This window comes from Paraburkholderia sp. 32 (assembly GCF_050435345.1).
Classification (GTDB): Bacteria; Pseudomonadota; Gammaproteobacteria; order Burkholderiales; family Burkholderiaceae; genus Paraburkholderia; species Paraburkholderia tuberum.
This window is the reverse complement of the sequence record NZ_JBNDKD010000002.1, coordinates 1,268,840-1,284,285: the sequence shown is the minus strand read 5'-3', so window position 1 is coordinate 1,284,285 and position 15,446 is coordinate 1,268,840. Positions and strand designations below refer to the sequence as shown.

At 61.6% G+C, this 15,446-nt stretch carries 15 protein-coding genes; 6 read left to right on the top strand and 9 right to left on the bottom strand.

The window, feature by feature from the left end:
* Positions 1-9 precede the first annotated feature (9 nt).
* From OKW26_RS21240 to OKW26_RS21220, 5 genes are all read right to left on the bottom strand, one after another.
* On the bottom strand, positions 10-753 hold the full coding sequence (locus OKW26_RS21240) for an SDR family NAD(P)-dependent oxidoreductase (RefSeq protein ID WP_184023962.1): 744 nt from the start codon (positions 751-753) through the stop codon (positions 10-12).
* A gap of 20 nt (positions 754-773) precedes the next feature.
* Entirely contained in the window at positions 774-1,373 is a 600-nt protein-coding gene (locus OKW26_RS21235; protein ID WP_429355058.1) for a bacteriohemerythrin, read from the bottom strand.
* A complete protein-coding gene (locus OKW26_RS21230) occupies positions 1,298-1,843 on the bottom strand; it encodes a cupin domain-containing protein (protein ID WP_429355057.1) in 546 nt (181 codons plus the stop codon). Before OKW26_RS21230 ends, OKW26_RS21235 begins: the two co-directional genes overlap by 76 nt.
* Before the next feature lie 28 nt (positions 1,844-1,871).
* Positions 1,872-2,987, bottom strand: a complete 1,116-nt coding sequence (locus OKW26_RS21225; protein ID WP_429355056.1) for an alcohol dehydrogenase catalytic domain-containing protein — start codon at positions 2,985-2,987, stop codon at positions 1,872-1,874.
* 101 nt (positions 2,988-3,088) lie between these two features.
* Positions 3,089-4,162: a porin gene (locus tag OKW26_RS21220; RefSeq protein WP_429355055.1), complete on the bottom strand. Its 1,074-nt coding sequence runs from the start codon at positions 4,160-4,162 to the stop codon at positions 3,089-3,091.
* A 475-nt stretch (positions 4,163-4,637) separates the two neighbouring features.
* Between OKW26_RS21220 and OKW26_RS21215 the strand changes: the two genes are divergently transcribed.
* Genes OKW26_RS21215 through OKW26_RS21200 form a run of 4 tightly spaced genes read left to right on the top strand, consistent with a single transcriptional unit; the run spans position 4,638 to position 9,812 of the window.
* A complete protein-coding gene (locus tag OKW26_RS21215; protein ID WP_184012158.1) occupies positions 4,638-5,987 on the top strand; it encodes a Rieske 2Fe-2S domain-containing protein in 1,350 nt (449 codons plus the stop codon).
* A 25-nt stretch (positions 5,988-6,012) separates the two neighbouring features.
* On the top strand, positions 6,013-7,035 hold the full coding sequence (locus tag OKW26_RS21210) for an FAD-binding oxidoreductase (protein WP_429355054.1): 1,023 nt from the start codon (positions 6,013-6,015) through the stop codon (positions 7,033-7,035).
* Positions 7,036-7,069: 34 nt separating this feature from the next.
* On the top strand, positions 7,070-8,395 hold the full coding sequence (locus OKW26_RS21205) for a M20 family metallopeptidase (protein WP_429355053.1): 1,326 nt from the start codon (positions 7,070-7,072) through the stop codon (positions 8,393-8,395).
* Between the two features lie 19 nt (positions 8,396-8,414).
* The gene (locus OKW26_RS21200; RefSeq protein WP_429355052.1) at positions 8,415-9,812 is read left to right on the top strand and encodes an amidase; all 1,398 of its coding nucleotides are present in this window, start codon (positions 8,415-8,417) and stop codon (positions 9,810-9,812) included.
* Between the two features lie 22 nt (positions 9,813-9,834).
* Here the strand turns inward: OKW26_RS21200 and OKW26_RS21195 are convergent, their stop codons facing one another.
* Complete coding sequence (locus tag OKW26_RS21195) at positions 9,835-10,407, bottom strand: winged helix DNA-binding protein (RefSeq protein WP_184012166.1); 573 nt, start codon at positions 10,405-10,407, stop codon at positions 9,835-9,837.
* 503 nt (positions 10,408-10,910) lie between these two features.
* On the opposite strand from OKW26_RS21195, the gene OKW26_RS21190 reads away from it, so the two are divergent.
* A complete protein-coding gene (locus OKW26_RS21190) occupies positions 10,911-11,507 on the top strand; it encodes a tyrosine-type recombinase/integrase (RefSeq protein WP_429355051.1) in 597 nt (198 codons plus the stop codon).
* On the opposite strand, the gene OKW26_RS21185 is transcribed toward OKW26_RS21190, so the two are convergent.
* The 3 genes from OKW26_RS21185 to OKW26_RS21175 form a co-directional block, all read right to left on the bottom strand.
* A complete protein-coding gene (locus OKW26_RS21185; protein ID WP_429355050.1) occupies positions 11,488-12,711 on the bottom strand; it encodes an ISL3 family transposase in 1,224 nt (407 codons plus the stop codon). The two genes, OKW26_RS21190 and OKW26_RS21185, sit on opposite strands and share 20 nt — an antisense overlap.
* A gap of 586 nt (positions 12,712-13,297) precedes the next feature.
* Complete coding sequence (locus tag OKW26_RS21180; RefSeq protein WP_429355049.1) at positions 13,298-13,546, bottom strand: hypothetical protein; 249 nt, start codon at positions 13,544-13,546, stop codon at positions 13,298-13,300.
* On the bottom strand, positions 13,547-13,786 hold the full coding sequence (locus tag OKW26_RS21175; RefSeq protein WP_429355048.1) for a hypothetical protein: 240 nt from the start codon (positions 13,784-13,786) through the stop codon (positions 13,547-13,549).
* Between the two features lie 934 nt (positions 13,787-14,720).
* Between OKW26_RS21175 and OKW26_RS21170 the strand changes: the two genes are divergently transcribed.
* Entirely contained in the window at positions 14,721-15,434 is a 714-nt protein-coding gene (locus OKW26_RS21170) for an SDR family NAD(P)-dependent oxidoreductase (protein ID WP_429355268.1), read from the top strand.
* Positions 15,435-15,446 lie beyond the last annotated feature (12 nt).

Genomic DNA, 15,446 nt, shown 5'->3' with positions numbered 1-15,446 from the left:
AATGGTCGTTCAGGTTGTCATGCCGCCGTCGACGGAAAGGGTGGTGCCAGTCACATAGGCCGCCTTGTCGGACAGCAGCCAGAGCACCGCGTCGGCGACTTCATGAGGCTGGCCGATGCGGCGCATCGGAATCATGTCATCGAGCAGGTGCACGTCGCCGTCGGTCGAGCGCATGTAGTTCGGCGTCTCGGTTGCGCCCGGACACACGGCGTTAATGCGGATACCGCTACCGGCATATTCCTTCGCGACCGCACGCGTGAGGCCGACTACCGCGTGCTTGCTTGCAACGTAGTGAGCGATGCCGTTCATGCCGCGTAAGCCGAAGATGGACGCGTTGTTGACGATCGCGCCGCCGCCCGCGCGCAGCATCGCTTCAACCTGATACTTGACGCCGTAATAGACGCCCTTGAAGTTCAGATCGATCACCCATTCCGATTCTTCGACCGGTGTCTGGTCGATGGGCTTAAAGTCCGCGTGGCCGCCCGCGTTATTGAATGCGAAATCGAGCCTGCCGAAGCGCGACTCGACGAACGCGACGAGCGCCTCGTTATCCTCGCGACGCGATACGTCGGCCGAGCGGATTTCCGCCCGTCCTCCGGCTCGCTGGATCTCGTCGCGCACGCTCGCAAGCTTTTCTTCACCGCGTCCAGCGAGCACGACGATCGCACCCTCGCGCGCCAGCGCAAGCGCCGCCGCGCGCCCCATGCCCGAGCCGCCGCCCGTTACGAGTCCCACCTTGTCCTTCATGATCATGTTTAGCTCCGTCACTTCGTTCAGGCCGCCTCAGCCACTTGCAGATCGCGTCGCAACACGACGGGTGCGCCGCCATACATCTTCTTGTTGATCCACGCCGACAATGCCGAATCCATATAGTCGGCGTGACCTGGAAACCAGTCGACCAATGCCTGTGCGAGACGCTTGACGTCCTGCAGGCCGACCTGGCCAATGGCTGCGAGTGCGTTCACCTTTTGCACGGCCTCCATCACCCGTTGGTGCTCGTCGAGATGGCATTCGGCGGCGGGAAAATCGGTCTTGTCCATCCATTCCTGCTCGACTGCGAAGTGGGACAGCAGATGCGCCTCCACCGCCTGCAAGCAGGCCAGCGCCGTATGCTGCGTACAACCGGCGAGCGCCGTCACCACTTCGACAAACTCTTCATGCGCGGCGTCGATCGGCGCGTGACCGAGCAACATCGCGTCGCTCCATTCCAGCGTTTCGGCGCGTGGTGCCCTGGGCGGCCCGTCGTGGGGATGTTCTGCTCGCTGACTCATCGTTTGCTCTCTCACTTCGTTTGCCGTTACCGCGCTGCCTGCGTCTCGGCGCCGATCAATACCGCCACCATCACCGCCGGCATCGTGCTGCGATTGCGCCATGCGTGGCGCGTGCCGTTCTGGATCACGATGTCGCCTGCCTTCAGATGGCGAATCTCACCGTCGTCGAGTTCGAGCCACAGTTCGCCGGAAACGATGATGTCGTAGTCGACCGACGCGGTACGGTGCATGCCTGAACCATCGGGTTCGAACGCCTGGGCGAGGCCAGGCAGATGCGCTTCGTATTCCGCGCCAGCCGCAACCGGGTCGAAGTCCGCGGAATCGAGCGAGCTGTCCGGCGGGAACTGCACGACGAGCAGGCGTGTGCCATGCGGATCGGGCACCACCGACTGGATGCCGACCGCCGGGTCCTTGCCGTCATGCGGCAGGGGCGCCACGCCCTGCAGCGTCGCCCATGCCAGCGTGGTCTGGAAGCCGGGTACGGCTGCGTAGTCGTGCGTATTGGCGACGGGGCCATCGGAGACGATGACCGACTTGCCGTCTTTCTCGCCTGTCACGACGCGTCTTACCATGATGTTCTCCTGTTCGATTCGGGCTGTTTCATTGAACGATGACGACGTTGACGAAGCCGCCAGCGCGTTTTTCTGCTTCCGAGAGTGCTTCGTCGGCCTGATCGAGCGTGTAGCGGTGGTGTTCGAACACACCGAGATCGAGCGTGCCGGCCGCAGCCATCTTCGCCAGGTCCTGGCCTTCGGCAACCGAGAACCATAGCGAGCCGATCACGCTGACCTGCGCGCACATCATCTCGTGCAGGTTCAGCGGCAGCGGGTCAGTCATCGCGCCAATTTCGACGAGCCGGCCACCACGCCTGAGTGCCGCCATGCTGTCGAGCGTGACCTGATGCGAGGCGCCCGGCGCGATCGCGTCGATGACCGCGTCGACGCCCACACCGTCTGTCTGCTCGCGGGCCCAGTCGGCCAGCGAGCCGGTGCCGTACGAAAACGTGCGGATACGCTGCGGATCGAGTGCACGCACACGGGCGAGCAGCGCCTCGTTGCGCGCGACGCACAGGATGCGAGTCGCGCCCATCGCGCGTGCGATCTGCACGGCGCCCAGACCCAGCGTGCCGCTTGCGCCCACGATCAGCACGGTCCGGCCCGCGCCGACGCCTGCCTTGCGCAGACCAGAATACGCGGTGCCGAGGTAGCCGAAACGCGCGGCCTGCTCGAAGCTCACTGCTTCAGGCAGCTTGACGAGGCCGTCGGCGGGCGCCGTTGCGAACTCGCTGAAACCGCCGTATGGGTATTGCCGGTACATCGCCTTCGATTGCGGGCCAAAGCCGAAGTAGCCCTGAAACGTGAAGGCCACGCAGTTGATCGACTGACCTGTCCGGCACGCGTCGCACGATCCGCACGAGCGGCCCGGATTGATATAGACACGATCGCCCGGCACGAGGCCGGTCACGGCGCTGCCCACCTCGGCAACCACGCCGGCCGCATCCAGCCCGTAGATAGCGGGCAGATCCGGCACGGTGAGGTAAGCACGCTCGCCGTAATTGCTCATTACGTTGCGCAGATTCGGCACGACGCCGGACGCCTTCACGTCGACGAGGACGTCGGTCGGCCGCAGCAGTTCAGGGCGCGGGATCGTGTCGAGCACGAAGCGGCCGCCGGGTTCGTGTACACGCATCGCGCGCATGGTGCAGTGGTTGCTCATGGTGGTATCTCCTGTATGTATTTGGTGGGTCGTGACTGGCTTGCGCGGTGCCACAGCCTCGGTGTGTCGAGCGACGGGTTCCGCGTGGTCAGGTCATATCGTCAGAACACGTGCTGAAGACCGATGTCGACCGCCGTCTGCCGGCCTCCCGACGAGGGTCCCGGCACAAGCGAAATCCAGGCGGGGCCGCCCGAGGCCTGCTGCAGCGCCAGCGCTGAGTAGATGCTCGTGCGTTTGGAGAGCGAATACAGGACCGACAACGTCTCCTGACTGGCCTTCTGGCCTTTCAGGACGTCGTTACCTTTCATGTACTGGTAAGCGAGATTCGTGTGCAGGAATGGGGAAACCGTCCACGTCACGTCGGCCTCGTAGACACCGACACGCGCGCCGTTCTGCGTGTTCTGCGTGCTCGTGTACATCGCGGCGAGCTCGGTCGGCCCCACGACCCACGAAGCGGCCAGACCCATGTTGCGGATACCGTCGTTGCCGTTGTTCAACTCGGGATATTTGATGTATGTGTACGCGCCATTCAGCGCGACGGCGCCGATGTGATAGTTCAGGCCGAAGCTCTGCCCGCTATCCTGACCGAACGAACCAGCCTGTCCGCCGAAGCTGTACTGCGCGCCCATCGAGAGGCCGCCGACTGTCGGGCTCATGTACTTGACCGAGTTCGCGATCGGAGCGCCGAGCGTGCGGTCGAAGTCGAACGAACCGTTGCCCGGTGGCCCTGGAATATTCAGGCCCGAAAACGAGCCTTGCCGCAGCCCCAGAGAATTGACGAACGGGAAGGCCGGGCCCCAGTGATCGACCACGAGCGAATAGAACATGAAGTCGATCTGATTGCCGGCGGTCAGGGTGCCCCAACGGTCGTCACGCAATCCCACATAGGTTTCGTGCCCGAACAGCCCGTTGGTGGATTCGCCGTTGTTCAGGCTGAACATGCCTTCGAGCTTGAATATAGCCTTCAGGCCATTGCCGAGATCTTCGGTTCCGCGAAAGCCGAACAAATTCGGCGCCATCGTGTCGGGGTCGGCCAGCCAGTTACTGTGACCGCCCACGTTCGACACATACATCACGCCCGTATCGATGATCCCGTAGATTTCGACGCTGCTTTGCGCATGGGCGTTAGCGACCAGCGCGAGGCCGATCAGTAGTGCAGACTTCTTTATTTTCACCGGGTTCTCCTCTTCCTTTCGTCAATAGCCTTTGCTGCGCCCGCTGACCGGGCGAGTTGCCAGGCGGCGGCTTTTCAGCACACGTTTCGTGTTGTTTCTTTTTCCCTGCGCGTCGCTCTGCTCGGGTACCGGGTTCTCGTCCGGGACGCATTCTGGGCGGGAGCATCGCTAGGGACAACCCTCGGAAGATCGCCCACAGCGGCACCCGCCTCCAACCAGCACATCGCCCGCTCAGCGCCTTCCCACGGGCGTTCGCCGATTTCTATCGCGTTATGTTCAATCGATTTACGATCAATGTACGACTGAAGATTGATTGAAAATTAATTGACTGTCAATTTATGTTTCCGTAGTCTTCACTCACAGCATCGGATGAGACGCGCACGGCGAAGCGCATCGAGCCGCGACAAGCTGTACAGAAATCAGCGCTCGTGAGCAGTCACGAGACGCGCCCCAGCCCACACATCAGGAGCACTCCATGAGCGACACGCCCATCGTCCGCCGGCGCAGCACCGGTCAGCGACTCAACGAGATCAGCGATGCCCGCGTCAACGACGCGAAAGTCCAGAGCCAGTACCAGCCGTACAAGGACGCGGCATGGGGCTTTATCAACCACTGGTATCCGGCGCTCTTCAGCCATGAATTGCCGGAAGATGCCGTAGAAGGCATCCAGATCTGCGGGGTTCAGATCGTGTTGCGCCGCGTGAAGGGCAAGCTCTACGCGCTGAAGGACCAGTGCATTCACCGCGGCGTGCGGCTCTCCGCCAAGCCGATGTGTCTTACCGAGGACACGATCAGCTGCTGGTATCACGGGTTCACGTTCGACCTGGAAAGCGGCAAGCTCGCGACCATCGCCGGCAATCCGGACGACAAGCTGATCGGCACGACAGGTATCACAACCTATCCGGTCGAGGAAGTCGCGGGCATGATCTTCGTCTTCGTGCGCGAAGACGACTATCCGGATGAAGACGTGCCACCGCTCGCGCACGACCTGCCCATCCGCTTCCCGGAGAACGACGAACGCTTCCCGCATCCGCTGTGGCCGTCCGCGCCGAGCCTGCTGGACAAGGACGTCGTCGCGTACGGCATGCACCGCACGGGTTTCGCGAACTGGCGCATTGCCTGCGAAAACGGCTTCGATAACGCGCACATCCTCGTGCACAAGGACAACGCGATCATTCACGCGAAGGACTGGGTGCTGCCGCTTGGCATCGTGCCGACCGCGGACGACTGCATCGCGCCGGTCGAAGACGAGAACGGTCCCAAGGGCCTCGTGCAATGGCTCTTCACGGAGAAGTGGAACCCCGTCCTCGAGAACGAGAGAGTCGACCTCAAGGTCGAGAACGTCAATGCCCGCCCGTACCGCACTTCCGTGTTCATGCCTGGCGTGCTGATGGTCGAGAACTGGCCGGAAGAGCATGTCGTCCAGTTCGAATGGTATGTGCCGATCACTGACGACACCTACGAGTACTGGGAAATCCTCGCGCGCGTGTGCCCGACCGACAAGGAGCGCAAGGACTTCAAGTATCGCTACGACTATCTGTTCAAGCCGCTGTGCCTGCATGGCTTCAACAACTGCGACCTGTACGCACGCGAAGCGATGCAGGATTTTTATGCCGATGGCACCGGCTGGGACAACGAACAACTCGTTGCAACCGACGTATCGCCGATCACCTGGCGCAAGATTGCTTCGCGCTGGAATCGTGGCATCGCCAAACCAGGCAATGGTATCGACGGCACCATCAAGGCGTCGAGCATCCGCATGAAGCGAACCGCAGACGGCAAACGTCCTTCGTACTTCGTCGAGAAGATCGAAGAGGATCATTAATCACAGCAGTACTGAAGGTATCCGTATGTCTTCCGTTAAAAACGTCACATTGAGCTTTCGCGACGGGAAAGCGACATCGGTTGCCGTGCAGCAGGGCGAGAGCGTGCTGGACGCTGCTCTCGCCGCAGGTATCCCGGTCATCCACCAGTGCCGGTCGGGATCCTGTTCGAGCTGTATGGCGAAGCTTGTCGAGGGCCGCGCCGGCATGCGCGCGGGTGCCAGCTCGACGCTTCTGCGCAGCGAATACGAGGCCGGCGACCGGCTGCTGTGCCTGACCGAACCTGAAACCAACTGCGCGTTCACGCTGAACTATGCGAGCGATGCGGCCAACGTGCAGGCGGTCAAGGCGCACGCATTCGTCGACAGCGTCGCGAAGGTGGCGTCGAACGTCGTGCGCCTGCGGCTCGAACTGGCCGAAGGCGCGTGGCTCGACTTCAAGCCGGGGCAGTTCATTCAGGTACGCGTGCCGGGGACGAATGTCACGCGCAGCTATTCGCCCGCCAGCACGGCGGCCGATTTGCCGAAGCTCGAACTACTGATTCGTGTGCTTGAAGATGGCGTGATGTCGAAGTGGCTGGAGCAGGAGGCGAAACCCGATGACGTTCTCGAAATCGAAGGCCCGTTCGGCAGTTTCTTCCTGCGTGAGAAGGTGCCTGCGCCGCACATCATGGTGGCGGGCGGGACCGGCCTCGCACCCATCCTGTCGATGATCGACGCCCTGCGTCGCCAGCCCGGACGCAAGCCGCCGATCCTGCTGAGCTTTGGCTGTGCAACGCCCGAGCAGCTTTTCTGCCTCGACGATCTGGAGCTGCGTCGGCAATGGCTGCCGAATCTCAAAACGCGCATCTCGGTAGACCACCACGCGAGCGGCGAACTACTCGCCGGCAATCCCGTCGATGCGATCGGCGAGGCCGACGTGACGCACGAAAGCGCCGTCGCCTATCTGTGCGGTCCGCCACGCATGATCGAGGCGGCCACGACAAAGCTCGTGAATCTCGGCCTGCGCCCGGAAAACATCTACGCCGAACAGTTCGCGCCGTCGAACTGACCACGTATCGCAACGCAATCTGGAGGTATCCATCGTGGTCAGCACCACGTCACTGCCCTTTTCTTCCGAGCAACAGGCCTGGTACGACCGGGCCTGCGCAAAGCTCGACGCGCGGCGGCTGCAACAGCTGCTGTTCAAACTCACGGACATTCACAGCCCGACCGGCGCCGCGCGCGACGCGAGCCAGTTCATGGTCGGGCATCTGGCGAGCGTCGGCCTGAGCGCAAGCTATCGACCCATGAACGAGCGCACCGGCAACGTCGTCGCCGAGAAACGCGGCAGCGGCGGCGGTGCCGCGCTGATGCTCTACGCGCCCATCGACACCCATCTCGAGGGCGACGAAAGCGACGACCCGTGGATCGGTCCGCCCGATTTCGCGGACCTCAAGCCGCGCGCACGTATGGAAGGTGACTGGGTCTACGGCCTTGGCGCGTCGAACCCCAAAGGGATGATCGCCACGCTGATCGAAGTCGCGACCGCTCTGATCGAGGCCGACGTGCCGCTGGTCGGCGACCTGATCGTCGCGATGGCCGATGGCGGCATGCCCGTCGATCTCGCCGCGCGCGACCACGCGGGCATGTCCGCAGGCGTCACGCACCTGTTGAGCCGAGGCGTAGCGCCCGACTTCGCGATCGTGATGAAGCCCTGGAACTGGGTCTATCACGAAGAACCCGGCATGGGTTGGTTCAAGCTGAAGGTCAAGGGCACACTCGGTTACGCGGGCGTGCCGCGCGACACGCCGGGCTTTCGCAGCTCGGTCGTGCCGGCCGCGCACGTGATACTCGAACTCGAGCAATGGCTGATCGAGTACGCCGAGCGCAATACGTCCGGCGCGGTCAAGCCGCACGGCTGGATCTCGGGCGTGCGGGCGGGCTGGCCTGAGCGGCCGGCGTTTCCTTCGGCCGTCACCGAGATTTTCTTCGACGTGCGCATCAATCCCCGTACCTCACCGGGCGAAGTGAAGGCGCAGTTCGCCGCATTCGTCGCGGCACTACGGGAGCGTCATCCCGATTTCGATCTCGACTGGGAAATGTATGGCTCCGTGCCCGGCGGCACGACGTCCCCGTCGAACTGGATCGTGCAGTCCGCGCGGCGCGGCTGGGAGCATATCGAGCAGCGTGCGCATCCGACGCCCGACCTGCTCGGCGGCCAGACCGACGGTGCCGCGCTGCGCCGCTTCGGCATTCCGACCGCGCGCATCGGCTGGCCATGGCCCGCCGAAGGCTCGCCGGTGCCGGTGGCCGAGGGGCTGGGCGGCATGGGCGCGACCTACATTCCCGACCTGATGCCTTGCGCGCACAAGATCATGTACGCCGTGATCGATACGCTCACGCGGCAGCGCGCAGAGCTCGGACTTTGAGTACGGAGGCAGATTGACCATGTCCCATTCCGGACTGCACTACATGGAGGTGCGCGAGTTGGCGCGCCTGATCGCCACGCGCGAGATCTCCCCCGTGGAAGTCACGACCGCGATGCTAGAACGCATCGAGCGGCTCGACCCCACGCTGCACAGCTACGCACTCGTAATGCGTGACGAGGCGCTCGCATCCGCGCGCGAAGCCGAACGAAAAGTGCTGAATGGTGAGGCGCTCGGGCCGCTGCACGGCGTACCGCTGGCGGTGAAGGACCTGTACTGGTGCGCGGGTTCGCCGACTGCCGCCGGCACCACCATTCATCGCAACTTCGTGCCGACCGAAGACGCGACCGCCGTCAAGCGGCTGCGCGATGCCGGCGCGATCGTGCTCGGCAAACTTCAGCTCACGGAGGGCGCATTCGCAACGCATCACCCCGAGATCGCCGAGCCGGTCAATCCGTGGCATCCGGGGCACTGGGCGGGCGCGTCGTCGAGTGGCTCCGGCGTCGCGACGGCGGCGGGGCTATGCTACGCGTCGCTCGGTACCGATACGGGCGGCTCGATCCGTTTTCCCTCTGCAGCCAACGGTCTCACCGGCATCAAGCCGACGTGGGGACGGGTGAGTCGTCACGGTGTGTTCGCACTCGGCGCCAGTCTCGATCATCCGGGCCCCATGGCGCGCAGTGCAGCTGATGCCTCGCTGCTGCTTGGTGCGATTGCCGGGCACGATCCACTCGACCCAACCTCGTTGCCCGAGGCCAGACTCGTGTTGCCGGACGACGCGCACGATCTGGGCGGACTGCGAATCGGCATCGATGCCGAGTGGAACAGCAATGGCACCGACGACGTCATCGTGCACGCGCTCGCGCGGGTTGTGGAAGTGGTGAAGTCGCTCGGCGCTCAGGTGGACGAAGTGCGCGTTCCCGATGTGCGCACGGTAGTCGACGAGTGGCAGGTCAACTGTGGTGTGGAAGTGGCGGTGGCCCATGCCGACACCTATCCGCGGCTCGCGGCGCACTATGGGCCAGCGCTTACGCGCCTGATCGAGATTGGTCGCGAAACCAGTGGGATGGCGTATCAGCAGGTCCTGTTGAACCGTGCCGCGCTACGCGGAAAGATCAACCGGCTCATGAGCGGGATCGATCTGCTGCTCGTGCCGATGCAGCCGTTCGCCGCGCCCACACATGAACAGCTTGGCGCGCTCGCGCAGGACCCGGAACTCAATGCGCGCCTGATCCAGTTCACGGCACCGTTCAACTCCACCGGCCATCCCGCGATCGCACTGCCATGCGGGCTCACGCAGGGCGGCCTGCCAATTGGCTTCCAGTTCGTTGCGGCTCATGGCGCCGAAGCCCTGCTGTGCCGCGCCGGCATGGCGTACCAGAAGGCTAGCGACTGGCACAGGTTGCATCCGGCGCTGTGACTTGCGCGGCCGCGGTTGCCGGTTAAGCGGACTTGCGCGAAGCCTTCGGCTTCGGCGGCGGCTCGTCGGTTTGGGGCGTGATGGTCGCCGAATCGCGAGCCGCTTCCTCGTAAATGCCGGTCAGGAGAGACATGAAGCGCGCGCCGCGCTCGAACTTCTCGTCGACGTCGCTGATCTCCTCGAAACGCTTGACCAGAATCTCCTGCCGGACCTTGTTGTATTCGTCGGTCAGCTTGACGCCAAGCTCGCTCGCCGTATACGAGTAGGTCTTGCTGTTCTTGTCCTTGAGCTTTTCGATCAGGCCGGCCGATTCCAGCTTGCGCAAGCTGTATTGAATGTTCGGGATGTCATCCCGATTCATCAGCCGCGCGATGGTCGCGCTGTTCTTCGGACGATCCTGCATGCGGATCACGTGCAGGATCACATGCTCCTGATACTTGATATCAACGTCGGCCGCGATCGTGATCATGCCCGTGGTCAGCACAAAACGCGAAAACGACTCGTAAAAGCGGATCAACGCCCACTCGAACTCCGTAGCCTTGTACTCCGTGTCCGATTTGGCCAGGTGCCAGCCGCGGTAAAACTTGGGTTCCATACTTGGCTCAACCTTCCATGGTTTCAACAGCCAGTGCCGCCCGGCAAGGCTGGGAACGCTCCAATACGCGTCAATGTGCTGCGTGCGGCTCCGACAGCGGGCCACGGCCAAACTGCCCGCCACCAGACGCGAAAGATTGGCTGTCGATCTTTTATCAACTACCAATTGGTTTTGAAGCGATAGTATACCAACCCTCGGTTCGGCATGCCGGGGCGTCCGTCGTTACGCGCCTGCATGGGGGGACTCACTGGAGCGGGCAGTTTCGCTGAATCGACCTGTGGATGACAGGAAAGCGCCCCATACCCGTCTGACCGGCACCCATGCTCGAATGTCGGCTCAGGCCGAAACGCCTCTGCCACTCATCTGGTCAAATTTCGATGTGAACCAGCCGTTGAGTCACGATGGTTGGGAATGCGCTGGCGGCAACAATCGGCACGATTGTGAACAGTGGCGAGAGCGTAGTTTCACAATGGAACTCCCATCGTTCCCTGTGGGAGTCTGCCATGAAGACCGAACAATCCCGTGAAGCGTGGAATAAAGGCAAGCTGGTCGGCCAGAAGCCACCGCTCAGACCCAAAGACGTCTGGGCCATCCGGATCCACCTTCAGAACGCTCATGCTGTCCGCGATCTTGCCTTGTTCAACCTCGCAATCGACAGTAAACTGCGTGGCTGCGATCTTGTCAGTCTGCGAGTTCGCGATGTCACTCACATCAATCAGGTCTTGCCGCGGGCGCAAGTCGTTCAGCGAAAGACCCAGCGTCCCGTCCAATTTGAGCTGAGTGAGCCGACCCGGTCGGCAGTCCGCGCGTGGCTTGACAAGGCCGTCCTGCGATCGGAGCAGTACCTCTTCCCGAGTCGACTGTCGGCGTCCCCGCATCTTTCCACCCGGCAGTATGCCCGGATGATAAGTCGATGGGTGAGCGCAGCTGGACTTGATCCGACAGTCTACGGCACCCATTCGATGCGCCGTACGAAGGCGACCTTGATTTACAAACGGACCAAGAATCTCAGAGCCGTCCAGTTGTTGCTCGGCCATAGCAAGATTGAGGCTATTTCAAAAGTGGAGTGGCTAATGCGGCTTACGAGGCATGTGGGTTGAAGGCCGAGAAGTCGAGCTTGCCTGCGATGAGGAACAGCACGGTTCGCATGGTTTTGAAGCTGGCGTATCCGCGCGCCTTGCGCTTGGCAGCTTGAAACAGGCCATTGAAGGCTTCAATGAAACCGTTGGTCTGGCGTGTCTGCGCCCAGGCAACGATGTCGTCGAAATGACGAAGGATCATGCGTGCGACCTCCTTCATGGGTTCAACCTTTGAACGCATGACGTTGCTACACCACCGGCGCAACATCTTGGAGACCACATGGATTTGCTTGCGATCGAGAATCTCGCGCAGCTGCTCGCGGTACATCCAGGCACGGGCCGTGCGGTTGGTGGTGTACTGGCTGATCAGCGCCTCGAGATCGGTCAGTTGCGCGAGATTGAGCCTGTCGGCATCCTTGAGCAACGACCAGCGCATGCCCTTCAGTGCGGGATCGGTCTTCTGCTGCTCGCGGCGCACACCATCGAGCGCTTTGGACGCGTGCGCAACTACATGAAACTTGTCGAACGTCACGCGCGCATCGGGCAGATGCTCGTCCACACCCTTAATGAAGGCGGGCGACATGTCGATGCTCACCGATTTGATCTGCGCAGGCGTTGCGTTGTGTTCCTCCAGGTGACTGGCAAAGCGCTCGACAACGCCTGCATCCTTGCCTGGCGTGACGAAGACCACACGCCTGGCGTCCATGTCGGCGACCAGTGAGACATAGTCATGCCCCCGTCGGCACGAGGTTTCGTCAATGGCCACCGCGGTGACGTCGGACAAGTCAGTCGCGGCCACGGCCAAATCCACGTACCGATCACAGATGGCCTTCACGCGATACCACGACAGATTCACCAGACGAGCCACCGCCGCAAATGTCATCTCCCGGCACAGCGTCAGCACGAGCGCTTCAAACAGCAGCGTAAAGCCATCCAGCTTGCCCATCCAGTCAGGCTCTGCGAGCCGCACCGAGCCGTCCGGCAGGCGCACACGCGGCACGCGCACCTCCAGATAACAGTCGAACTGGAAAAAGTTGAGGTGCCGCAGCCGTTTGATGACCGTGTCGTGCACCGGGTGTTCGCCCGGCACCCCGGGGTAGGCAAACCGGCTGCCTGCGACAAAGTCCACGGCAATCGTCAGTTCCGTGCCGAAATCGACGCCTTGCACATACCACGGTGCCTTGATTCCCAAGGCGGCTTCAAACAGCTGGGTTTGGTTCGTCATAGTTCGCTTGGTCTTGCAGGGCTGATTACCGCATTCTGCCGCAACCAGCCTTGCACCAGCTTATTTACCCCACGCGCGTCAAGTGTTCGCTACGCCGGGCTTGCGCCCGCACTTGACCCGGCAGTCCACCCACTCGAGATTCGAAAGAGGCAAGATTAAAGCACAATCAGGTATCTTGGCATTGAAGTCGATGACGCGCTGGAGATTTCCGAACAAACTGAACTCTAGTGCAGTCAGCGCTGGTCGCACGACGTAATGTTGCACGCGCATTCGTGCGGCCACTTTCTGTCGCGCCTTTTTCCAGCGAAGCGGGCAAGTTGTCGCCGCTCACCCATCCTGCGAAACCGTCACCCGAATGAATGGCGTGCATCGGAAATCCGCCCGAGGACCGTCGAGTACAGTTCGCCCAATGCCGACCATAGGGCGGGCTGGATTCTACGTCGGCAATGTGATGGATTGCCGACGGTAGCGGTATCGAGCAGCCGGGCGACAGCTTCCGGCATCGCGAACTCACACTTCCGACCCTCAGCGGACCTTCAGGTTTACCGATAGCGGCCGTTCCCACGAGGGTCATCGGCCACGCTGTTCACGCAGCAAAGACGCTTGCAGAGTTATCGACATACAGCGGAAATCCATGATCGGCACACCACTTCACTAATTGCGAATGCAACGCTTGCCAATATGGCAATGCCCACGCTGGTGCGGAGTCTTGCCAAGCTTGTTCCGAGGGGATATAGACAGATGGAACACCCATTGGCATCTCAAGCACCAACTTCCCGAGCGGGCAGATGCAAACCAATTCTTCTTTCCATCTAGATTGAAAGGAAAAGTCCATTTAATTATCAGCGATACCTACAGGAGCTGCTTCATCGCTGGAAATCCAAGCTCGGACAACGACATCGACAGTGGCTACCACGGTGGGCCAATCATCAGGGTCAAGCCCATGTGCATCGATGCCATTAAGTGCAGCGGCAGCAAGCCGCTCGGAGTGTGTAATCGACGTGTGAAAACGTTCTTGGATAAGCACCACTGTCCCTTTCAAGGTTTCCACGCTGTAACGCTCATTCATCAGCATTAGTCCGCTCGTTGACTAGATTCTATAGTTTGGCACAGCCACGATGGTCGCTCTCAAAGCATCGCGCTGGATCGAATTGTCAGCAATCTGAGGCAGCCTGTCGAGTGGCCGAAAGTGGCCGAGATGTGTGAAAACGCGTGTTGAATGAGGTTCTCGAAAAAATCGGCCCTTCAGATCGCGCTGTATTGGCTTGGCAGTGACGTGGGAAGGGTAAAGCGACACCCGAAAACCGAGTACTTTTGCGTTTTCACACAACTCGGCCGGCTTCTGCCTGACGGGACGCGAATCTTGGCTCAAATATATTTCCGATGGCAGCCGACGCCCCCAAACGCGTGCGCTGACGGGACAACTGGCCTGCCCCTGTGGGTCAATCGCGCGGGCACGGACCGTGCCACCCCGGCATAGCCACCGGCCGCTGGCTTCTGAAAATTCACGTTTTTGCTCTGGTCGCCTGCATCTATACTCAATGGGATACTCGGCGCGATCGCGAACTAGTCCAAATAGACGGGTCCGGAAGACCAAACCGTTTGGATTGGCGAGAACAGATTCGGCTGCTGACGTAGTGCAGCGCAGAGTTCCGACTGTCGCTCGCGTCCGGCTGGGCGGTGACGGGGGCCGGCAGCGCCATAGGAGGGCGACACTCAAGAGCTCTCGTCCCCGCGCAAAAGCTACTTCACGCTCATCAGCCCAGCAAACTTCCCTTCCCTTAGCGGATCGAGGAACTCTGGCCCTACACGAGTTCCGTTATGGACGTGCAATTGCGTCGCCTGAATCGCACGGCGCGCCTGAGGACTAACCGGACGCAACACCACCGTGAAGGCGCTTGCTGCTGCCGTTCAGCCCGGATGGAGGCGGGCGACCGGGAAGCGATGACCATCGGCCATGGCGGTGTCGGGCCACTTTAGATACAGCCAATCAACTTGTTTCGAGGTGGATAATGAGCAACTCACAGAAAGTAGTTATTGTCACTGGTGCATCGCACGGTATCGGTGCAGAACTGGTCAAGGCATTTCGTCAGCGCGACTATCGCGTCGTCGCGACGGCGCGCTCCATCAAGCCATCCGACGATCCCAACATGGTGACGGTTGCCGGCAATATCGGCGACCGTGAAGTCGCAAAGCGCGTCGTATCCGAAGCCATCAGGCGTTTCGAGCGCATTGACACGCTCGTTAACAACGCGGGCATTTTCATCGCCAAGCCGTTCACGCAATACACGGCTGAAGACTATGCCGCCGTCCTGAACGTGAACCTGAACGGCTTCTTTCATATTTCGCAACTCGCGATCGCGGAAATGGAGAAGAACAGGAGTGGTCACGTCGTGCAGGTCACGACGAGCCTCGTGGACCATGCGATTTCCGGTGTGCCGTCCGTACTCGCATCGCTGACGAAGGGCGGCCTGAATGCGGCCACCAAGTCGCTCGCGATCGAATACGCAAAGGCTGGCATCCGCGTGAACGCGGTGTCGCCGGGCCTTATCAAAACGCCAATGCACGCGCCGGAAAACCACGAGGCGCTGGGCGCGCTGCACCCCGTCGGACACATGGGCGAAATGAGCGATATAGCCGACGCTGTGCTGTATCTCGACTCCGCGCCATTCGTGACTGGCGAGATCCTGCACGTCGACGGCGGCCAGAGCGCTGGCCACTAAACACGACGAGGC